The sequence below is a fragment of the Deefgea rivuli DSM 18356 genome (genome assembly GCF_000620145.1).
GTDB lineage: Bacteria > Pseudomonadota > Gammaproteobacteria > Burkholderiales > Chitinibacteraceae > Deefgea > Deefgea rivuli.
Genome location: NZ_JHVM01000020.1, coordinates 22,927 through 43,628 on the forward strand (window position 1 = coordinate 22,927; position 20,702 = coordinate 43,628).

Consider the following 20,702-nt stretch of genomic DNA (forward strand, 5'->3'; position numbering starts at 1 on the left):
CTACCACTCCTCAATCTGGTCGAACGGTTTGGCCGCTAACAAGTTGCCTGTCTGCCGGTCAGCAACGTCAGTTTCCGGCGGCGTCAGCTTGCCCGGCGAAACCGACGCCTTGATATGCAGACGTCGCTCAGCATCGCGCCGCGCCTTGCGCGTAGCTTTTTGTGCGGTAGTCACGATTTCACGCATCTGCCCGATCATGCGAAATAGTGCCGATTCATCGACCTGTTCGCGCCCTTGCTGCCGCAGTTTCTCTAGCGCTTGCCGTTGTTCCCACAAGGTGACAGCCGGGTGCGACAAAGTACGGTAGGGTATTTCCAGATAATGCTGCCCTTCTGGTTCCAGCACCCAGACACGGCTAATGTCGCGCGGGTCGCGCCGAATCAGGAAGGCGGGCAAGCGATCACGTCGCGCAATCCATGGTTTGAGTGCATCAGCATAGTAGTGAATGTGGTCGATAACGAAGCCGGTACGGGTCAGCGTGCGCCGAATGATGGGCAGAAAATCAACTAAAAAAGCTGTGGCGTGGGTGACGATGGCCGGTACTCCGACACGCGCTACCGCCTCGATCCAGCGCGCGGCAGGCGGTTGGAGCAGGCCATTATGCACGGAGCCGTGATAAGTACCGACCGCCAATGTGAGCCAGCGTTCCAGCTCGCGTAGTGTCAGAACGGCCTTGTTTTCTGAATCATATTCCCCGCGCTGGCGAGGATTTGAGAAGGTCGTGCCCGGCAATTCGTCGTGGATCATCTGCATCGCCGTGCCGATGATCCGTTCCACGATGCCACCATAATGCGGTTGCCCAGGTGGGCGATAATCCAACTGGATGCCATGCTGCTCGCAACCACGTCGCAAAGCTTCGCTTTTGAACTCAGCGGCATTATCTAGGTAAAGTAATTTTGGCTTGCCGCTCATAGGCCAGCCCATTTCCACTTTCAGCCCTTCTAGCCAAGGACGCTTGTCGCAAGCAACATGCACAAGGCACAGACCGACAGAAACTGCGGACGGCGCTTCCAGTGTGATGACCATACCGAGCACGCAGCGGGTGAACACGTCGATAGCGATAGTCAGGTACGGGCGGCCAATCAGTTGCCGATCGCGCTCATCGACAACGATCAAGTCAATCACGGTGTGGTCGATCTGTATCTGCTCCAGTGGCAAGGTAATTGACGGCGGAACACCGCCGACACCTTGCAAGTCACGGGAGGCATCTTCGCCTTCTCGACTGCGAGTCGTTTTTAGCGGGTCGAGATTGGCGATTCGTAAGGCCACGGTATTACGCGCAGGCACTCGCAGCTTTTGTGTTTTACAAGCCTGCGCGACTTCGCGGTGAAATGCCGACAAGCTGCGTTTCTGCTTAGTTAGGAAGCGCTTTTGCAATAGCTCACGGATGATGTTCTCGACTGATTCTGGTAAACGGCCCTTACCTTTCCCACCTCCAGATTGGCTGGGTAGCAAGTCTGTCATCAGGCCGGAGCCTTGCTGGGCTCGACGAATCAAAACGTATATCTGTCGCCGGGAAACCCCTAGTGCTTGAGCGGCAACATCGGCGGCCTGATGGCCGACCACTTCAAGCGATGCCAGCGGCCTGATAATTTCCATTTGATGTCGGGCTTGTTCCCATGCCTCGTCGGACAAGGTTGCCACGCCGTGCTCGGAAATCCGTGGAGTATCGGTCGCCATGATCAGCTCGCTTTGGTGCACACTAGTATTGAGCATAGTCGAGATTGGTGCAGACGACTGCTGATACTAGCTTGTCAGAAGTCGCCTGCACGACAGCCGTTACGCCCAATTAACTGGTGCAATCGTCTTCTGAAAATGACAGTAAATTAGCCACAACTAACTTGACTACTTAATTTGGCTTTGACAGTCACATTCCTATTGGCATTCAAAATTAATCTGCAATAGCACTGCGCAAACCGTAAGTTAATCATGCCAGGGTAGGACATACCGACTCTAACCTAAATGCGTATGCTTTTTAACTGGTTTAGCTTCGATATTCATATCGGCCAAACCTTGCAAAATGCCGCAAGGATCTTCTGCTTGCTCCGTTTGGAGTTGCTGGCGTAAGTCAGCCAATTGCGATTTGAGATACGCCAATTCTTTTAATGCGTACTTCAACATGCTCAATATGTTGATCAAATACTGAATTAATTGCACAGCAGCCAGCAACAGGCTGATCTGCTAAACGCAATAAAGTTTGGATTTCTTCCTGGCTCATATCGAGTGCACGACAGTTGCGAATAAAACGTAAACGCTTGACGTGTTCGGTGTTATAGCTACGGAAATTGCCAGAGGTTCGAGCAGGCGCAGCTATATAAGGCTTTTTTTCCATGAAAACAAATGGTTTCAACCGAACATTGTGTGATATGTGCTAACTCACTAATTCTCATAACGAACCCCAAATAAGACTTGACCCTATAGTTGCTTCAGGGTTTTTAATATCCTGAATCATAGCCTGAGGAGTCGACCATGCCCAAATACCAACTCTTTCAAGATGCAATTGAGGACAATGCCAAGCCGCACGCGCCATCGTGTTGTGGTGCTCATGCACATTCACACGAAAGCAAAAATACCGCTGTGGATTTGGAAGAAGTCGCTACGGCAGAAAACAGCCAAGATGGCGTACAAACCCCTATTCGCATTATGCAAATGGATTGCCCGACCGAAGAAGGCCTGCTACGCAAAAAGCTTGGCAGCATGGCGGGCGTGAGCGGCATGCAGTTCAATTTAATGCAGCGCGTGCTGACGGTAACGCACGAGCCAGATCGGCTGGATGCGGTATTGGCAGCGATTCGATCTTTGGGCTTTACGCCAGAACTCGCCAGCGACGCAGCGCCAGCAGCCAAACCCGCCAAACCTTGGTGGCCTTTGGCCTTGGCGGGTATTGCCGCCATCGCCTCAGAAATAGCGCATTGGAGCGGTTTACCCACCTGGAGTATTGCAGTGCTGGCGATGATCGCCGTGTTGGCTTGCGGTATCACAACGTATAAAAAAGGCTGGATCGCGATTCGCAATGGCAATTTAAATATCAATGCCTTGATGAGTATCGCCGTCACTGGCGCTTTTTTAATCGGCCAATGGCCGGAAGCGGCGATGGTGATGGTGCTGTTTACGATGGCCGAGTTGATCGAGGCCAAATCGCTCGATCGTGCGCGCAATGCGATTTCTGGCTTGATGCAACTGACGCCTGAAGTGGCGACGGTGCAGCAGGCTGATGGTAGCTGGCAGGAAGTCGCTGCCAAATCGGTAGCGACGCAAGCGCGAGTTCGGATTAAACCGGGCGAGCGGATTGCCCTTGATGGTGTGATTGTCAGCGGGCAATCGAGCATTAACCAAGCACCGATTACTGGCGAAAGCTTGCCGGTCGAAAAAACCATAGACGATGCGGTGTTTGCTGGCACGATCAATGAATCGGGCTCGTTCGAATACATGGTGACAGCAGCGGCAGGAGACAGCACCTTGGCGCGGATTATCCATGCGATTGAAGCGGCGCAAGGTGCGCGCGCGCCGACGCAGCGTTTTGTCGATCAATTTGCCCGCGTTTACACGCCGATTGTATTTGCGATTGCGCTCGCGATTGCCGTTGTACCACCGCTATTTTTCGGTGGTGAATGGCTGGCGTGGATTTATAAAGCGCTAGTGCTCTTAGTCATCGCTTGCCCATGCGCTTTGGTGATTTCAACGCCGGTGACCATTGTTAGTGGCCTTGCCAAAGCGGCGCGACTAGGGATTTTGGTCAAAGGTGGCGTGTACCTAGAGGAAGGCCGCAAGCTGGCTTGGCTGGCGCTGGATAAAACCGGAACGATTACGCACGGCAAGCCGGTGCAAACGGATTTCATCGTGCTCGGCTCGCACAATGAGGCGGAAGTGCAAAGTCTTGCGGTGAGCCTTGCTAGTCGTTCCGATCATCCGGTTTCACGCGCCGTCGCGTTAGCAGCGAAAGACATTACCGTCCAAAACGTCAGTGATTTTGAAGCACTGGCTGGGCGCGGCACCAAGGGCATTATCAACGGCCAGCAATATCATCTGGGGAATCACCGCTTAGTACACGATTTAGGCTGGTGCTCGCCCGAGCTAGAAACGCAACTCTTTGCACTGGAACAGCAAGGCAAAACGGTGATTTTGCTCGCCAATGAAGCGGGCGTCATGGCGTTGTTTGCCGTTGCCGACACGGTTAAAGATAGTAGTCGACTAGCGATTGCCGAGCTGCATGAGCTAGGTATCAAAACCATTATGCTGACTGGCGATAATGCCCACACCGCGCGCGCGATTGCCGATCAAGTCGGCATCGACGAAGCGCGTGGCGATTTGTTGCCGATTGATAAATTGCAAGTGATCGAAGATAAGTTGGCAAGTTCAAACGGTAAAGTCGGCATGGTTGGCGATGGTATTAATGACGCACCCGCGCTAGCGCGCGCTGATATCGGTTTTGCAATGGGGGCCGCTGGCACCGGCACGGCGATTGAAACCGCAGATGTAGCGCTGATGGACGATGATTTACGCAAATTACCGCGCTTTATTCGCCTATCGCGGCAAACTCACGCCATCTTGCTGCAAAACATTGCACTGGCGTTGGGGATTAAGATCGTCTTTTTGGTCCTCACTCTGACCGGCAACGGCACGATGTGGATGGCCGTCTTTGCTGATGTTGGCGCTAGCTTATTGGTCGTAGCCAATGGCCTGCGACTATTGCGTAAATAGGTAGCAAAATTGGACAGCTTTGCCAGTGACACAAACCGCGCAGCAATAAGTGAGCACCAACGCAAATCTATGTGGTGTGTATTTTGGCTAGCGGGGACCCTAAGTGAGGCCAATATCTCAACTCGCTCTGAGCTTCAATCAAGCCAGGTCGGGTTAGATTCTACTGATCTGTACTGACGCATAGATATAGATAGATGCGAGCAATTTTCATTGTAACGGCCAATAAATAATTCACTGGATGTAAATTGACCATAAAAATTTGGACTAGTTGCCAGTTCAGTCACTCACTAAACGTGAATCTGCAATAGCACTTCGTAATACACAACTCTTTAGCTCATCATTACAAGGAATTAATGTGAACGAAAGGATGCGCAAATAAGCCAATAAAAAACTTGCGAAATAAAAAACAAAAAGAAATAACCAAAAAAGACACAAGAAAGCAAGTGAAATAATTTAAAATACTCAAGAAAGAATCTGCATGGGTTATGATTGCGGCTTTTTTTGTAGAGTGAGGGGTAAGATGATTAGTCACACGTTTGTTACGGCGATTCGCCAGCTTGGACTTAATCCGTTAGCTGCGGCTGTCGCGTCAGTTTCTGATCTTTATCGAATGCCACAGGATGATCTCAATAGCGTTAAGTTAGCTCTTATCTCCGACGCTTTTAAACATCATTATCAGAATAATGCTTACTATCGCGATGCCTGCGACAGCAAAGGCGTACATCCCGACCAAATTCTTACATTTGAGGATCTAGTCAGAATTCCACTGGTTCCGATTGCAAAGTTTAAATCTGCGAGCAGCCACGAATTATTGTCAAAGCCGCTACACACAATCGAGCATGAGATGCGTAGCACTGGAACCAGTGGTTTGCCCAGTATTTCGCGTCGCTGCAGTGATACAGTCGATGTAGCCGTTATTGCAATCTACGGGATGTATCGCGAGTTCCTAGGTATTTCTAAAGGTGCGGGTTTGTATATTTGCCCATCTACAGAAGAAATACCGGAAATGGGAATGATCAAGGCGTTGAACATGCTTGCAGGCCTACTTGACACTCATCGCTTCATGGTCAAACAAGAGCGATTTGTGCCGGAAGATGCGTTGACTCAACTCAAAACTTGGGAAAACCAATTCACCCGCCACATCATTGGCCCCCCCTTCCTCATTTATCGCCTACTTCAGTTTCTCAAGCAAACAGGTCAGCGTATTAAGCTCGACCGCGGTAGCCGTGTAGTCACTTTAGGTGGATGGAAACGATTTACCGGTCAAATGATATCCCGCCGCGAATTCAATCTCATGTGTGAGGAGTACCTTGGTCTAGAGCCCAATGGAGTACGTGATATTTATGCGCTTGTAGAATCGAACGTAATGGCGATAGACGACGAAAACCAAATTAAGCATGTCTCTCCCTACGTACATTTAACAGTTCGTGACATAAACGACCTTAGCAAAGAAGTTCCCATTGGCGAAAAAGGTGTACTCGGTATCCTAGACCCTCTTGCTTTAGCTACTCCAGGAATGATCCTTACCGAAGATATTGTTTCTCTGGTTCCGGGCAATAGTCCTTCAGGACGTAGCGGCCAGCGATTGGAATACATCATGCGCGCTCCATCATCATTAGAGTTTGGTTGTTGTGCCGTAAACCTTGAGAAAAAAATGGACGAAGAGTCTCATGATGTATGTCCAGTCGCAAACTGAGAGCCTATCTATATGTTTAATGAAATTATCGTCAAAAACTTCTCAGACCCAGCATTCGCCTCGGAACTCGACGAGGCAAACACATCGATAGAAATCGGAAATCCAGTTTGTGGCGACCGTATTCGAGTGCAACTCCATGTGACTGAAGGTCTCATCAAGTTAGCGCGCTATCAGGCTTGGGGGTGCGCGACTTCACTTGCCACTGGTAACGTTTTCTGTGCATGCATTAACGGGAAACAACTCAGCGTGGTGCTAAACACTTCTAACGAAGAAATCGAGACGATGCTCGGTGATTTGGAACCTTCGCAACACCATTGCCTGGAAATGCTCAGGACACTGTTTCATAGACTGAAGCAGTTTTATGCTTCGGCGAAATAAGGATACCTTCATGTCGCTGCAAGGCTATTTTGACTATAACGCTACAACCCCGATGTGTCAGCAAGCGATCGATGCGCTTTTTGGCGTAATACACAATTTTGGCAACCCATCCAGCAAATACTCGCTGTCAAATATCTCGAAACAGCGACTGGAAAATGCCCGCAGACAGGTCGCTCAGCTTGTAGGATGCAACTCGTCAGAAATTACTTTCACCTCAGGAGGAACCGAAGCGAACAACTGGGCGATAAAAGGTGTGTTGACATCATGCTATTCCATTGCTCATTCGCAACCGGCACACATCATCGTGTCCAGCATTGAGCACTCCTCAGTGCTTGAGATCGCGTCTTACTTAGAGCGCGTATTTAGCATCGAAGTGACACGGATCAATCCAAATGCTGAAGGCATGGTCTCAGCTAAAGCGATTGAGGCTGCGCTGCGTCCAAACACTCAACTGGTTTCAATCATGTTGGTGAACAATGAAGTCGGAACCATACAGCCCATTCGTGAAATTTCTACATTGCTCCAAGCGCGTGGCATTCACTTTCACGTCGACGGTGTGCAAGCTATAGGGAAGATCTGTGTCAATGCACACGAGCTAGGCGTTGACTCCATGTCATTCGCCGCTCACAAATTCTACGGACCCAAGGGGGTCGGTGGACTCTATATCAAGCATGGCATAACCATCGAGCCACTGCTACACGGCGGTGGCCAGGAAGACGGGCTTAGAGGAGGGACCGAAGCCGTTGCCCTAATCGTTGCGATGGGGGCAGCAGCCGAAGCGATCAATGCAGCGCTGCCTGAGCTCGTGTTTAGAGCCACCAACTATCGCACTACCTTCAGCCGTCTGCTGATCGAATGTATTCCAGGGGTGTCCTTCCATCAGCCGAGCGATCCCAATCAGCAAGTGCCGTACACACTCAGCGTTTGTATTGATGGTATCCGTGCAGAGGCTCTCGCCGCAATACTTGATGAGATGCATGGCATTCAGGTATCGCTTGGGTCGGCATGTGCAAATAACAAGACAGTATCGCTATCGCATGTATTGGTGGCAATGGGCCTGAGCGAACGAGCTATCAAGGCCACTTTTCGCGTGAGCTTTGGTCAGTACACAGAGGAGCAGGACTTGAAACACTTCGCAGAAGTGATGGCGCAAGGCGTACGCTCCCTTCAACGTATTAGTAAGGCCATAGATAATGAACAGACAACTTCCGCTTGATTCGAGCAATACCATTCTGGAATGTCTAGAGTACTACGCTAAGATACGTCCAGAAGAGCGTGCCTACACGTTTTTAGTTAATGGAGACGAGCAAGAATGCATCCTAACCTACGGCGATCTTCGCAGTCGTGCCGTTACATATGGACAACATCTGCGAGATATTGGACTATCGCGTCAAGCGGTACTACTACTGTTTCCATCCGGTCTAGACTTCATTATTGCCTTCTTCGCATGCGCCTATGCAGGTGCAGTTAGCGTGCCTGCGAATCTGGCGCGCAACAGCCAGCACTACGCTCGGTTGCGACAGATTATTATGGACTCTGAAGCTCGAGCGGTTCTTACCACACGAGATCTCCGAAACTCGATCGGAGAAGGATTACTTGGTTCAGGTTTAGACACATCTCATGTCGCGCTATTCTGCGAGTTCGATGCACCAGTCGTTGTCTGTTCTGTAACATTACCAGCACAGGAACAATTGGCGTTCTTGCAGTACACCTCTGGTTCAACTGGTGACCCCAAAGGCGTAATGATTACACATGCTCAACTGCTGGCTAATGAGAGAGTAATCCAGCGCTCGGCAGACCTACCTGAATATTTGGTCGGAGCCGGCTGGTTACCACAATTTCATGACATGGGATTGATTGGTGCCACGCTACAGCCTGTCGCACTTGGTGGACATTATGTCTTCATGTCACCACTTCACTTCCTTCAACGTCCGTTACGCTGGCTGAAGATGATTAGCCACTACCGTGCGGTAGCAACCGCAGCGCCAAATTTCGCGCTGGAATTATGCGTGAAAGCACAACTGGATACCGAATTAGAGACACTGGATTTGTCCACTTTATCGACGATTTTCTGTGGAGCGGAGCCGGTAAACGCAGATGCTATTGAACGATTTGAAGAGCGGTTTTCATGCGTTGGCCTGCGAAATGACGCTATCAAGCCATGCTATGGATTAGCTGAGGCAACATTAATGGTGTCCGGTGGAGCCCCCCAGAACAATTTGCGGACATTGCTCTTGAGTCGCGATGCCTTAACAACAGGACTGGCCAAAGTGTCAGACGACCCGACACAATCAACACAGGTAATCGTGTGCTGTGGCCGACCAGTAGAGGGGCACCGTACCATAATCGTCGACCCAGCCACTGGGCGCATCTTGAATGATAACCAAGTAGGGGAAGTCTGGTTTTCAGGAGGCAGTGTGGCTTCCGGCTACTGGCGTAATCCGGCAGCAACTATAGCGATATTCAAAGCTATGACTGCGTGTGGTGATGGGCCTTTTATGCGTAGCGGCGACCTCGGATTCCTACATAATGAAGGGTTGTTCATCACAGGACGAATCAAAGAACTGATAATTTTTCGCGGGCGCAATCTGTATCCACATGATATTGAATCTACGCTTATCAAGGCATCCGCCATCTTCAGTGACGTACAAGCTGCTGTCTTTGCAACCGACTCAGGCGGCGAATCAAACGTAGTGGCGTATATCGAGCTACCACGTCGTGCTAAGGCTTACCTTGACCAAGAATTTCGGTCAATAGCTCATGCATTGCGCTTTGCGGTAGCCCAAGTTCATGACGTGCATCTGCGTGACATCTATTTTCTGTCATATGGAAAGATTCCGCGCACTTCAAGCGGTAAAACTCAACGCAATCGCTGTGCAGCGATGTATGCCTCGAGCGAAATCGACCTTTGCGCGCACACTTTATTCTCTACTCGCCCGCTAGCGGACCTACAACTTAAATCTGTTGACCTATGACTATCAAACTAACCTCACAAAAAAACACATACAATACTTCAGTGGACTCTCCATCTGCCGTATCAACTCCAGAAAATGCAGCACAAGTTGGCGAGCGCATTAAGTTCCTATTGCAAAAATATTTAATTGAGGAACGACACGATTTCATTGAATCCATCGACAATGGCATGTCTTTCGATTACATCGGCCTCGATTCTCTTGCGCGCGTAAATTTACTCGTTGGATTAGAGAAAGAGTTTGGTGTGCCATTAGACCCTACCGCAGCATACGACTTTGTCACCGTGCAAGCACTGGCAGATTTCGTCTGGTCGGTGGTCAGCAGCACACCGATGGATATTAAAAAAGTGTTGGCAATTTAAATGCTGGATTGTCTTGTCATTGGTGGCGGTCAAAGTGGCCTCATGTGCGGTCATTTACTTGCACGAGCCGGAGCAAACTACTTAGTCATCGACGCATCAGCTCGCGCTGGTGATGTGTGGCGAAATAGACCGCGCAACCTGCGTCTCTTCACATCTCGCCAATTTTGTCGCCTTGCTGATTTGTCCATGCTCAATGATCCAAATGGCTTTCCATCAGGCGAAGAATTTGCTGATCACGTTGAGCGATTTTATATCAACAAAGCGATCAATGTGTCATTTAGCACACGAATCGTTCGCTTGTTTCGATCCGGAAATGGATTTATAGCTGAACTTGAGAACGGCAGTATATTGAACAGCAAGACCGTAATTAATGCCACGGGGTCAAACCAAGTTCCCACTTACCCTGTATTTGCGAAGAAAATAGCTTCTACGGTTCGACAAATAGTCGCATCAGAATTCGGTGATGCCGACCAATTTCCAGATGGCTGGAACGTTGGCGTAATCGGTGATGGTGCTAGTGGACGACAAATCGCGCTGGAGCTTGCCGACCGTCATCGTGTCTATCTTGCGCAGGGTCGAGTGCGCAAACATGTTCCCAATATAGTGTTCGGCCGCGACGTGTTTTGGTGGCTGGATAAAATTGGTCTGTTATTTGCCGAACGTGACTCTGTAGTTGCCAAAATAATTAGGAAGCGCGATCCAATTCCTGTGGCGTCTGCCAATAACCAACAGCTAGCACTTCGAGGTGTCAAACTAAAACCTCGCGCCGTCGATATACAAGACGACCACATCTATTTCTCTGATGGTTCACACGAACGCGTTGATGCTGTTGTCTGGTGTGTCGGGTACCAAGAAAATACGGACTGGATCGACTTACCATCAATTGAACGTGAGAAATACTTAAGCGAACACTACGGAAAAACGTCAGAAAATGGTTTTTTCGTGATCGGACGCAAATGGCTCACTTGCCGTGCATCGGAGCTAATACTTGGCTGTGAACGTGATGCAAATATGGTGGTTGATCTTGTTCTTAAGAACATACAAGAAAAATGAAATTTGCATAATCACTTGACTCTATAAACAACTACAAAACGCATTATGCCGGTGTAGTGATTTTCGAATAGGTATAAACCAATGCTTAGAAATTCAATTGTATTTATCATTCGACGAAAATTCTGGGTAATCGCTGCTATTACGCTACTTACAATTTTTTTTGGGACTCAAATTCGAAACCTAACTATTGTGATAGATCCGAACACAATGCTGCCCAAGTCTCACCCTAACGTCGTTGGAACCAATATTGCAGAGTCCTTGTTTGGATCTAAACACGTTGTCGTGATTGGCGTAAGTGCTGCCGATGGGGGGAGTGCGTTGCGCCCAGAAATTCTATCGGTAGTTGCTCGAATGTCGACACAAATAGCTGACATTCCTGGCGTAAAAAGACACACGCTAATGAGCGTTTCGGTAGACAGAGCTAAATCGATTTCAGGATCAGAAACCGAAATGCGCGTTGAACCCATGTTAGATTCGCCAATCAATGCAGCAGCAGCAGCTCTACTTGAAAAGCGTATTGCAGACAACCCTATTTATCAGGGAACGCTGGTGTCGACCGATGGGTCAGTAGCATCGATCTCCTTTGCGATCAAGTCTGGACAAGGTGGCTTCCGCGAAATTATGGACAAAGTCCAAGCGGTGACAGAAAAAGAAAGTAGCGCTACGATCACGATTAATTCAAGCGGCCCACCAGTTTTTTTCGCTGCGGTCGAGCGATTCGCGCAGCGCATGATATTTCTATTTCCAATCGCTCTATTATTGATTGGTCTCATCCACTTCGAGGCCTTTCGCACCGTACAAGGATTGCTATTACCCTTAGTAACCGCGTTGCTGGCTGTCATCTGGGGATTGGGGATTATGGGCGCCGCCAAGGTGCCAATGGATGCATTCAACGCGACAACGCCGATCCTAATTCTTGCCGTCGCGGCAGGTCATGCCGTACAAATTCTCAAGCGTTACTATGAAGAATATGACCGAACTACACTAGCAAATCCTGATGACACTCCAGCCGTGGCCAACGACAAGGCAATCATCAGATCTTTGACGAAGGTGGCTCCAGTAATGCTGACAGCAGGCTTTGTGGCAGCTCTAGGCTTCTTTTCCTTAATTACATTCGACGTGGCCACCATTCGTACATTTGGTATTTTCACTGGGATAGGTATCCTTAGTGCACTGCTAATCGAGCTGACTTTCATTCCCGCACTACGCAGCTACTTACCTGCACCACCCAAAACCAAGCAGGTAAGCACACAAGAATCATGCCGCTTGTGGGACAGACTATCCAATGCACTGGCTACTACGGTACTTGCCCGTAGAAAAACTATTGTTATGGCGTTTTTGTTAATAGGGGCGATCTCTTCTATTGGCCTGCTGTTCATCAACCAAGAAAACTCCACTAAAAGCTATTTTGGTGAGAACTTACCGGTACGCCAACAGGATAACTTTCTCAATAGCAAGATGGCGGGAACCAACACGCTTTACGTAATATTTCAGGCTGATCACCCTGATCGCATGAAGGACCCTGCCGTCCTCAAGTCCATCGAAGAGGCACAACGCTATATTGAGACATTACCTGACGTAGGTAAAACAGTTTCTATCGTCGATCTGATCAAAAAAATGAATCAGTCGATGAATGCTGGTGCAGCGCAGTTCAATGTACTTCCAGCTTCGCAAGACATGGTTTCTCAGTATCTTCTGCTGTATTCAATGTCTGGGCTGCCAACTGACTTCGATTCCTATATCGACTATGAATACCGCAACGCTAACCTTATTGTGTGGATGAAGAACGACAGCAGCAAGTACGCTGCGTCCATCGTTACAAGTATTCGCGATCACTTGCAGACACGACTTCCAAAGGGGATAAGTATTCAAATAGGCGGTAGCGTTCCGCAGTCTTCAGCATTAAGCGAAACACTTGTACATGGGAAGATCCTCAATATCGCGCAGATGATCTTCGTCGTATTTGTGGCTGGAATGGTTATCTTCCGTTCGCTACTCGCAGGTATCTACTTGATCGTCCCATTAGTGGTAACTGTATTGGTAAACTTTGGAGTCATGGGTGTAACCGGAATTCCGCTAAATACGCCCAACTCCGTCGCCTCAGCGATGGCCATCGGCATTGGTGCCGACTACGCAATTTATATCTTATATCGTATGCGGGAGGAGCTGGAGCGACTCGGAGACTTCGATTTAGCACTGCGTGAAACGTTACGCACAGCAGGGAAGGCAGTAGTTTATGTCGCTACTGCAATAGCTGGAGGATATTCAGTGTTGATACTGTCTTTCAACTTCTATGTGCATATTTGGTTTGGAGTCCTAATTGTCACCTCAATGATCATCAGTGCATTGTCAGCACTAATCTTAGTGCCTGCGCTACTTAAAGCTTTTCCGCCTAATTTTCTCCGTCGTGGGGTATGCAGACCTCTTCACCCTGCGCTTGCATCAACTGCTGTCGTGTTACTGGCTTTAGTTGTAGTAATGCCACACCAATCCGCTCTGGCACAGGAACTAAAGAGTAACGAGATAATGGAGCACAACTATCAGGCTACAAGGGTTGATAGCTCACTGTCGGAGGCAACTTTTCGCTTAGTTAGTTCATCTGGACAAGAACGTGTGCGAAAAACTTTCGGTGCAACAAAGCTACAACTTAACGGTATGGATAACCGACGCGTAATTCGTTTCTTGTCCCCGAGCGATGTGCGCAATACGACGACATTGCTATTGGAAAATGCAACTAATGAAGATGAGATTTGGGTTTATCTACCAACGCTCAAGAAGCCTAGGCGACTAGCTGGTAACAACAAAAAAAGCAGTTTCGTTGGCACTGACCTATCTTATGGTGATTTAGTTGGTCATAAACCACAGAACTGGATTCATAAGTTTATACGCCAGGACAAACACGCCGGTATTGCGACTTACGTAGTTGAGTCAATACCAAAGTCACCTGATGTCGCTGCAGACTCAGGTTATTCAAAGCGAGTAAGTTGGATTGATAGGGATAGCTTCGTAGCTCTTAAAGTCGAGTTCTACGATTCAGCAGGAGCACTACTAAAAACAGTGGATAGCTCTGACATTAAACAAGTTGATGCAAAAAATAGAAAATGGCAACCAATGTTAGTTCAAGTTAAGAATCATCAAACAGGTGGTAGCACGATTGTGAGGATGGAAAAATTTGAAGCCAATACAAAAATCAGCGACGAGTATTTTTCTGTACGCTATCTTGAAAAAGAGGAGTAAGCAGAGGTATGCAGATCAGATATTTGCTCAAATTAGGCTGTATTACAATGCTATTTCACAGCTTTCCCATATTTGCACAGGGCATGCCTTTCGGTGAGTGTCGTGCAGGTTACTGGTCATCAAATCGTAACTTAGATGACAACGGTTCGTTATCAAAAGCTACATGCTTTGTAAACTGGCGCCCTTCTCTCGGCGAGAGTATCCGGCTAGGGGTGAATGCCCGCTTAGGGGCTCATGACGCCGGCGATGGCGAAGGCATCAATGGGCGACTTCGCGAAAGTTTCTTAGAGATAGAGTCGGGCGCACTCACTTGGCGTGTCGGACGTCAAATTATCGCTTGGGGACGCTCGGATCGAATAAACCCAACTGATAACCTATCGCCGCGTGATTTAACACTACTGGTACCAGATGATGATGAACAGCGCAACGGTATTAATGCAGCGCTTGTTCGCTATAACCTCACTCATTCACGTTCGATAACAGCCATTGTTGCGCAGTTCGAGGCAAACAAAGTTCCGCAAGGCTCTTTACCTAAGAGTTTGATCCGCGCCACTAAACCTAGCCGTCCTGAATTGGCACTCAAGTTAGATCAATCTGGTGGAGGCATCGATTGGTCCATTTCTTATTTCGATGGTTTTGATAGCTTTGGGCGGTATAGGATCGATTTCGCGCAGCCAACCAAGCCAATGTTCCATAGTACCTACGAACGGGCGCAGATTCTAGGTACAGACTTCGCATGGGCACAAGGAGCATGGACGATGCGAGGCGAATTTTCTTATTCCCACTTCGAGCAGAGTTGTACCACCTGTGAGTTAAGTCGGCGCAAGGTGACACGCGCAGTTCTTGGAGTCGATCGTGATTTTGGAGAAACTGCAAATATTAATGCCCAATTGTTCTCTGTCGTTCGCAATAGCTACCAAGACCCTAGATGGGTACCAGCGGTACGAAAACCTTATTCTCTAGCCTTAGATCGCCTAAATTCTGAGTTTGCAGCTCAGGAGTGGGGTACTACTTTCCGCATTTCAAACCGCGTCCTCAATGATCGACTCAAGCTAGAGTTGGCAGCAATAGTAGACATTACGAACCAAAGCTTGGTATTGCGTCCGCGTGCCAACTACGCATTCAATGACTCAATTAAGCTCGGCGTTGGAGCCGACCATTTTCATGGAGATAATCAAACATTCTTTGGTAGCAAAAAAAAGAACAACACTGCTTTCGTTGAATTGAGTCTGGTTTATTGATTTCAACCCAAAAAGTAGAACAATAAAGAAGTATCCATATAAATCTGTAAATCAGTCCGCCTAGTTTGCTTTGAATGCTAGATTGCTAAGTCATTGATTTATACATTTGCTGTGCATCTGTAGTAGCACATTGAATTTGACCACCTGATTAGAAGTGTTACGCAGCACCTCGTAACCAATTAGGTGACATGATAAAAAAAAAGACCAACATTCAGCACTGAATTTCGTATCGAATGTGCACAACTTGTACTGAACCAATGCTAGCCTAGGCTACAGCTCATTTGCCCAAGCTGAGCAAGAAATACTGAATACGCTACAGCTAGCTTAGGCCGCACCACCATAACGGAGGTCTGGCCCCAAATGAAACCGAACGCAGGTATTGGCTTGGTTATAAACGACGCGGCCAAAATTAGTTGCTCAATAAAAAACAATGTGGCTTCAACCTCGATAAACCCTATCCCCTAAAGAGAAAAAGCATAAACTATGAAGGACGAATATTTACTAGGTTCACACGAACTCTTACAACCTACAAAAATTCTTGATTTTCATGCTCAAAACATTCGCGCCCTTGTGGATGAACGAGGATGGCGGCAAAGAAATTCAGTAGATGCTGCGCGTGCAGTCTACGAGTTTTGCAGGGAAGAAATTCTGTTTGGTTATAACTCTGACGCAGACGACATGCAAGCTTCGCGAGTACTTTCGGAAGGGATCGGCCACTGCAACACGAAAGCAACTTTACTTATGGCCTTGTTGCGATCAGTTGGCATTCCATGTCGGTTGAATGCTTTCACGATAAAAAAGAGCTTACAACGTGGGGCACTCACCCCCTTTGTTTACTTTATGGCTCCGCACGAAATCATTCATACCTGGACGGAGGCTAAGCTTGGGAATCAATGGGTAGCATTAGAAGGATTGATTCTAGATAGCGGCTATCTTGAGGCCGTCCAGCATCGATTTGTTCATTGTTCTCACCCCTTTCTTGGCTACGCTATAGCAACAGAGAATCTACAAAGACCGCGAGTGGAGTGGACAGGGAGCGATACATTCATTCAACGTGATGGTATTGCGAGAGAGTTAGGGATATTCCAATCACCCGATGCTTTTTACGAAAAGCACAGCACAAACCTACAAGGAATAAAAGGCTGGCTTTATCGTAACTACTTTTATAAGCGCTTGAACGAAAATATATCGAACATCCGCAGCGGTTCTACCCAACCACCTATTCATGAGCAACAATGTAACCACTATGATGTAGGCCGCTAAATATGTGCACCTTAAATTGAGACAAAATCGTGCTCTTGATTACCCACTCCGTAAGCCACCAGCGCCCCCACTCCTTTTGAGGTTTTAAATCAGGCATCCTGCATTTTTTCAATGCGGGGCAGCATCATGACTCATCAGCAGCGTCGGGCGCTTTGGTTTGGACGGGTTCGGGATTGGCGTGGCAGCGGTTTGTCGATGGCGGATTTTTGTCGGTGGCACGATTTAAAACGTCCCACATTGGCCGCTTGGGTCAAGCGGGATGTGCAGCACGCAGCCGGTGAACCGAGCGACTTCATTGTGCCAAACTCTGCGCCATTGCCAACACAGACAGCAACACCGACCGCGCCAGTACCAGCCGCCACCGCCAATCCTGCTCGCATTGCAACGCCTGTGGTTTGCGCCTCTTTGTCCGCCTTAACGCTGGTCGCGACCGAGTTGCCTTTGAATCCCCATCCGCCGATGTGTTTACTCCTGCCAGGTGGCGCGCGTTTGACGCTGCCTTTGAATATTTCCGCCGATTGGCTCACTACACTGTTGCTGGGTTTGTCATGACGCCGCTTTTGACTTCTCTGCATTTGATTGTCGAGCCGGTCGATATGCGCTTGGGCATTGAGGGTTTGTCGGCCAAAGTGCATGCCGCTTTGCAAAGATCGCCTTGCGATGGGGCCGCGTATGCGTTTCGCAATCAGCGCAGCAATCGACTCAAAGTGTTGCTGTGGGATGCGACGGGCGTGTGGCTGCTGCAGCGCCGTTTGCATCAGGGGCGTTTTGTTTGGCCGCAAAGCGGATCAGCGTCGTTTGTGCTCGATGCGGCGCAGTGGCAATGGTTGACGATGGGCGTGGATTGGCAACGTTTATCGCCTCCGACTTTGGGTTCGCGTTTGTATTAAACGCTCGCTATCATCATCGATGTATTGCCTTATGGCTATTGATTAGTATGGCTTGCAGGGCAATACATTGGTAAAATGGCGATATGGATCTCACCGCCGAACTCGCCAACTCAAACCTGTCGCCCGCTGTCCGCGCGGCGATTTTGGCGCAGCTTGAATGGAATCAAGCGCACGCCGATTTGGCCGTCAAAACCGCAGCGCAGGCGGCGCTGATTAAAGCCAAATCCCTGCTGATCGAGAAGTTGGAATTTGAGCTGGCCTATTTGCGGCGCATGCAGTTCGGTGCCAAGACCGAGGCGATGAGCGCCGAGCAGCGGAGTCTGTTTGATGAAGAGTTCAACGTCAGTGCGGCAGCTATCGAGGCACAACTCGCTGCGGCAGCGCACGCAGAAGAGAATCCCTCACCGCGCCAATCCCGTATTCGTGCCGGTCGCCAGCCTTTACCTGCGCATTTGCCACGCACCGACGTCGTTCACGAGCCTGAGTCCTGTACTTGCGGTGAATGCGGCAATGATTTGATCAAAGTCAGCGAAGACATCAGCGAGCAATTGCATGTGCAACCCGCCGCCTTTAGCGTAATTCGGCATATTCGCCCGCAATACGCTTGCCGCTGTTGCCAAACCATGAGCGCAGCGCCCGTTGCGGCGAGTATTATCGACGGCGGCCTACCGACGAATGCCACGTTGGCGTGGGTGATGGTCAGCAAATACGTCGATCATTTACCGCTGTACCGCATTCGGCAGATTGCCGAGCGCAGCGGTGTGAATTTAGCCGAATCGACGCTGGGAAATTGGGTTGGCACCACGGGTTGGTGGCTGCAAATATTGGTGGTTCGTTTGATTGAGCGGCTTCTGCAGGCGCAGACGTTGCATGCCGACGAAACCCCGCTACGGCAGCTCGATCCGGGCAAAGGCAAAACCAAAACCGCCTATTTATGGGCGTACCGCAGTACGCCCCTCAGCGGCACAGCACCGATCATCGTGTTCGATTACCAAACCGGACGCGCAGGTCAGCACGCGCGCGATTTCCTGCAAGATTGGCAAGGGCAATTGATGGTCGATGATTATGGCGGCTACAAAGCACTATTCAAAGCGGGCGTCACCGAATTGGCCTGCTGGGCGCATGCACGGCGCAAATTCGTTGATCTGCACAAAGCCAACCAAAGTCCGGTGGCGTTTGAAGCGATGCGACGGATTGGCGAGCTGTACGCGATTGAAGCGCAAGGCAAAGACCTCAATCCAGAACAGCGTTTACGGCTACGGCAGCAGGCTGCGAAGCCCAAGCTGATCGAATTCAAAATCTGGCTCGATGAGATGGCGAATCAAGTCGCCCCCAATAGCGCCATCGCCAAAGCGCTCCTGTACAGCCTGCGACGCTGGGTATCCCTGACGCGCTACGTCGAAAGTGGTATCGCGCCGATTGATAATAATACAGTTGAAAACTGCATACGGCCGATTGCGATTGGCAAGAAGAACTGGTTATTTACCGGCAGCGAACGCGCCGGTCAACGCGCGGCGGCGATTCAAACGCTGCTCGGCACTGCCAAACTGAACGGCCTCGACCCACAGGCCTGGCTCAGCGACACCCTAGAAAAACTCCCGACTTGGCCCAACAGCCTAATCGATGAACTGCTACCACTGCGAGTGTTAACAGAAAAATAAGCTTTGCAGTCATGGGGCGGCTGAGGGCTTACGTTTAAGCAGCGCTTGGTACTCAAAGCTGGCGTATTGGCTGCCGCGATCCGAATGCATAATCAGCCCCGCCGCTGGTTTTCTCGCACCAATCGCCATCTTTAATGCGCGGCACACCAAATCAGCGGGCATCGTCGCCGACATCGCCCAGCCAATGATTTTGCGCGAGAACAATTCCAGCACTACCGCCAAATACAGCCAGCCCGAACGCGTGCGGATGTATGTGATATCTGCCGTCCACGCCTGATTGGGTTGCTCAGGATTAAAGCGTCGATTCAACACGTTTTCAGCCACTGGTAAGGCATGTTTACTGTCCGTCGTACTCAAAAATTTCCGTTTCCAAACAGGCACTAAGCGCGCTTCACGCATCAGTCAGCGGATTTTATAGCGCCCGATTTGAAACCCTTTGCTCTGCATTTCAGTCAGCAAACGACGGCTACCAAAGGTCTGCTGGCTCTCGGCAAATGCCGCCTTCAAATGCACGCTAGTCGCACAAATCGTCGTTGATTTTGCGCTGGCTTTCGCCGCGTAATAGCCAGCCCGACTCACATTTAACACACGACAAGCCTGACTCACCGACGCCTTCTGTTGCCACTGATCTACCAAGCGGTAGGCTATTTCAGCTCGCGGGCAAAGAAGGCCGACGCTTTTTTTAATAGTTCGTTATCCGAACGAAGCTGGCGATTTTCGGATTCAAGCAGGCGGATGCGCTGCTGCTCGGCGGTGAGTGGTTTACCAATACCAGGTGAGCCCGTTTTTTCCGCCAAATATTGCGCCACCCAGCGATCAACCGAAGTGCGCCCAACCCGCATATCCTTCACCACTTGGGCAACAGTCAGGCCTTGATCGACCACCATGCGGGCGACTTCCAGCTTAAAACTGGCATCGTAATCAGTACGTTTAGAAGCCATGTTTTTTCCTCGTTAGGATGAATAATACCCTATCGAGGTGTCTGCTAGGATTAGACCACTACAAGTCACCGCCGCTTCGGCTCACTCCCTCTTGCAGCAGAAGAAGGGCATTCCCCCAGCGTAACATCCACGACTTGCTGGGATACTGCATTCCAAACATGCTCAAGCAGCATCACCCCAATCAATGCAGGCTACGCTGGCTGGGCGTACTATAGGGGTGAGTAGACCGCAGGAATTTCACCTGCGGCCCCTCGCAGAACCGGACGTGAGCCTCTCGACTCATCCGGCTCCCATCATCCAGCCTTTG

General features: G+C 49.5%; 19 protein-coding genes. 13 read left to right on the top strand and 6 right to left on the bottom strand.

Going from position 1 to position 20,702, the window contains the following annotated elements:
• The 3 genes from Q320_RS0109445 to Q320_RS22255 all read right to left on the bottom strand — a co-directional run bounded on the left by Q320_RS0109445 (nucleotide 1) and on the right by Q320_RS22255 (nucleotide 2,332).
• Entirely contained in the window at nucleotides 1-1,680 is a 1,680-nt protein-coding gene (locus Q320_RS0109445) for a TnsB C-terminal domain-containing protein (protein WP_027468792.1), read from the bottom strand.
• Between the two features lie 273 nt (nucleotides 1,681-1,953).
• Complete coding sequence (locus Q320_RS21850) at nucleotides 1,954-2,121, bottom strand: hypothetical protein (RefSeq protein WP_211251216.1); 168 nt, start codon at nucleotides 2,119-2,121, stop codon at nucleotides 1,954-1,956.
• A complete protein-coding gene (locus tag Q320_RS22255) occupies nucleotides 2,069-2,332 on the bottom strand; it encodes a MerR family DNA-binding protein (RefSeq protein WP_211251215.1) in 264 nt (87 codons plus the stop codon). Before Q320_RS22255 ends, Q320_RS21850 begins: the two co-directional genes overlap by 53 nt.
• Before the next feature lie 137 nt (nucleotides 2,333-2,469).
• Between Q320_RS22255 and Q320_RS19320 the strand changes: the two genes are divergently transcribed.
• From Q320_RS19320 to tnpC, 13 genes are all read left to right on the top strand, one after another.
• Nucleotides 2,470-4,701 (top strand): heavy metal translocating P-type ATPase, encoded by a 2,232-nt coding sequence (locus Q320_RS19320; RefSeq protein WP_084282537.1) that lies wholly within the window; start codon nucleotides 2,470-2,472, stop codon nucleotides 4,699-4,701.
• A gap of 520 nt (nucleotides 4,702-5,221) precedes the next feature.
• The gene (locus Q320_RS0109460) at nucleotides 5,222-6,397 is read left to right on the top strand and encodes a LuxE/PaaK family acyltransferase (RefSeq protein WP_027468793.1); all 1,176 of its coding nucleotides are present in this window, start codon (nucleotides 5,222-5,224) and stop codon (nucleotides 6,395-6,397) included.
• A gap of 12 nt (nucleotides 6,398-6,409) precedes the next feature.
• Nucleotides 6,410-6,775 (top strand): iron-sulfur cluster assembly scaffold protein, encoded by a 366-nt coding sequence (locus Q320_RS0109465; RefSeq protein WP_027468794.1) that lies wholly within the window; start codon nucleotides 6,410-6,412, stop codon nucleotides 6,773-6,775.
• A 10-nt stretch (nucleotides 6,776-6,785) separates the two neighbouring features.
• A complete protein-coding gene (locus tag Q320_RS0109470; RefSeq protein WP_027468795.1) occupies nucleotides 6,786-7,991 on the top strand; it encodes a cysteine desulfurase family protein in 1,206 nt (401 codons plus the stop codon).
• Nucleotides 7,969-9,750, top strand: coding sequence for a fatty acyl-AMP ligase (locus tag Q320_RS19325; RefSeq protein ID WP_051534637.1), 1,782 nt, complete (start codon nucleotides 7,969-7,971; stop codon nucleotides 9,748-9,750). The genes Q320_RS0109470 and Q320_RS19325 overlap by 23 nt, the downstream gene beginning before the upstream one ends.
• Complete coding sequence (locus Q320_RS19330; RefSeq protein WP_035853359.1) at nucleotides 9,747-10,109, top strand: acyl carrier protein; 363 nt, start codon at nucleotides 9,747-9,749, stop codon at nucleotides 10,107-10,109. Before Q320_RS19325 ends, Q320_RS19330 begins: the two co-directional genes overlap by 4 nt.
• On the top strand, nucleotides 10,110-11,162 hold the full coding sequence (locus Q320_RS0109485) for a flavin-containing monooxygenase (protein WP_027468796.1): 1,053 nt from the start codon (nucleotides 10,110-10,112) through the stop codon (nucleotides 11,160-11,162).
• Nucleotides 11,163-11,243: 81 nt separating this feature from the next.
• Nucleotides 11,244-14,399, top strand: coding sequence for an outer membrane lipoprotein-sorting protein (locus Q320_RS19335; RefSeq protein ID WP_051534638.1), 3,156 nt, complete (start codon nucleotides 11,244-11,246; stop codon nucleotides 14,397-14,399).
• An 8-nt stretch (nucleotides 14,400-14,407) separates the two neighbouring features.
• Entirely contained in the window at nucleotides 14,408-15,640 is a 1,233-nt protein-coding gene (locus Q320_RS0109495) for a DUF1302 domain-containing protein (RefSeq protein WP_027468797.1), read from the top strand.
• A 483-nt stretch (nucleotides 15,641-16,123) separates the two neighbouring features.
• Entirely contained in the window at nucleotides 16,124-16,903 is a 780-nt protein-coding gene (locus tag Q320_RS19340) for a transglutaminase-like domain-containing protein (RefSeq protein ID WP_051534639.1), read from the top strand.
• A gap of 126 nt (nucleotides 16,904-17,029) precedes the next feature.
• Entirely contained in the window at nucleotides 17,030-17,455 is a 426-nt protein-coding gene (gene tnpA / locus Q320_RS0109505) for an IS66 family insertion sequence element accessory protein TnpA (protein WP_027468798.1), read from the top strand.
• A complete protein-coding gene (tnpB, locus tag Q320_RS0109510; protein ID WP_027468799.1) occupies nucleotides 17,452-17,793 on the top strand; it encodes an IS66 family insertion sequence element accessory protein TnpB in 342 nt (113 codons plus the stop codon). Before tnpA ends, tnpB begins: the two co-directional genes overlap by 4 nt.
• Nucleotides 17,794-17,876: 83 nt before the next feature.
• On the top strand, nucleotides 17,877-19,454 hold the full coding sequence (tnpC, locus tag Q320_RS0109515) for an IS66 family transposase (protein WP_027468800.1): 1,578 nt from the start codon (nucleotides 17,877-17,879) through the stop codon (nucleotides 19,452-19,454).
• Between the two features lie 9 nt (nucleotides 19,455-19,463).
• On the opposite strand, the gene Q320_RS20800 is transcribed toward tnpC, so the two are convergent.
• Genes Q320_RS20800 through Q320_RS0109525 form a run of 3 tightly spaced genes read right to left on the bottom strand, consistent with a single transcriptional unit; the run spans nucleotide 19,464 to nucleotide 20,395 of the window.
• Nucleotides 19,464-19,811 (bottom strand): DDE-type integrase/transposase/recombinase, encoded by a 348-nt coding sequence (locus Q320_RS20800; protein ID WP_169734446.1) that lies wholly within the window; start codon nucleotides 19,809-19,811, stop codon nucleotides 19,464-19,466.
• Nucleotides 19,812-19,856: 45 nt separating this feature from the next.
• Nucleotides 19,857-20,042 carry a hypothetical protein gene (locus Q320_RS20805; protein ID WP_051534641.1) on the bottom strand — a complete coding sequence of 62 codons (186 nt, stop codon included), beginning with the start codon at nucleotides 20,040-20,042 and terminating at the stop codon, nucleotides 19,857-19,859.
• Nucleotides 20,043-20,098: 56 nt separating this feature from the next.
• Entirely contained in the window at nucleotides 20,099-20,395 is a 297-nt protein-coding gene (locus Q320_RS0109525; RefSeq protein ID WP_027468801.1) for an IS3 family transposase, read from the bottom strand.
• Nucleotides 20,396-20,702 lie beyond the last annotated feature (307 nt).

What these genes read in the sequence shown, in the direction of transcription:
- Q320_RS0109525 (WP_027468801.1), bottom strand. Translation starts at nt 20,395, where the DNA reads ATGGCTTCTAAACGTACTGATTACGATGCCAGTTTTAAGCTGGAAGTC.
- Q320_RS19320 (WP_084282537.1), top strand. Translation starts at nt 2,470, where the DNA reads ATGCCCAAATACCAACTCTTTCAAGATGCAATTGAGGACAATGCCAAG.
- tnpA (WP_027468798.1), top strand. Translation starts at nt 17,030, where the DNA reads ATGACTCATCAGCAGCGTCGGGCGCTTTGGTTTGGACGGGTTCGGGAT.
- Q320_RS19330 (WP_035853359.1), top strand. Translation starts at nt 9,747, where the DNA reads ATGACTATCAAACTAACCTCACAAAAAAACACATACAATACTTCAGTG.
- Q320_RS0109460 (WP_027468793.1), top strand. Translation starts at nt 5,222, where the DNA reads ATGATTAGTCACACGTTTGTTACGGCGATTCGCCAGCTTGGACTTAAT.
- Q320_RS21850 (WP_211251216.1), bottom strand. Translation starts at nt 2,121, where the DNA reads ATGTTGAAGTACGCATTAAAAGAATTGGCGTATCTCAAATCGCAATTG.
- tnpC (WP_027468800.1), top strand. Translation starts at nt 17,877, where the DNA reads ATGGATCTCACCGCCGAACTCGCCAACTCAAACCTGTCGCCCGCTGTC.
- Q320_RS0109465 (WP_027468794.1), top strand. Translation starts at nt 6,410, where the DNA reads ATGTTTAATGAAATTATCGTCAAAAACTTCTCAGACCCAGCATTCGCC.
- Q320_RS22255 (WP_211251215.1), bottom strand. Translation starts at nt 2,332, where the DNA reads ATGGAAAAAAAGCCTTATATAGCTGCGCCTGCTCGAACCTCTGGCAAT.
- Q320_RS0109485 (WP_027468796.1), top strand. Translation starts at nt 10,110, where the DNA reads ATGCTGGATTGTCTTGTCATTGGTGGCGGTCAAAGTGGCCTCATGTGC.
- tnpB (WP_027468799.1), top strand. Translation starts at nt 17,452, where the DNA reads ATGACGCCGCTTTTGACTTCTCTGCATTTGATTGTCGAGCCGGTCGAT.
- Q320_RS19335 (WP_051534638.1), top strand. Translation starts at nt 11,244, where the DNA reads ATGCTTAGAAATTCAATTGTATTTATCATTCGACGAAAATTCTGGGTA.
- Q320_RS19325 (WP_051534637.1), top strand. Translation starts at nt 7,969, where the DNA reads ATGAACAGACAACTTCCGCTTGATTCGAGCAATACCATTCTGGAATGT.
- Q320_RS0109495 (WP_027468797.1), top strand. Translation starts at nt 14,408, where the DNA reads ATGCAGATCAGATATTTGCTCAAATTAGGCTGTATTACAATGCTATTT.
- Q320_RS19340 (WP_051534639.1), top strand. Translation starts at nt 16,124, where the DNA reads ATGAAGGACGAATATTTACTAGGTTCACACGAACTCTTACAACCTACA.
- Q320_RS0109470 (WP_027468795.1), top strand. Translation starts at nt 6,786, where the DNA reads ATGTCGCTGCAAGGCTATTTTGACTATAACGCTACAACCCCGATGTGT.
- Q320_RS0109445 (WP_027468792.1), bottom strand. Translation starts at nt 1,680, where the DNA reads ATGGCGACCGATACTCCACGGATTTCCGAGCACGGCGTGGCAACCTTG.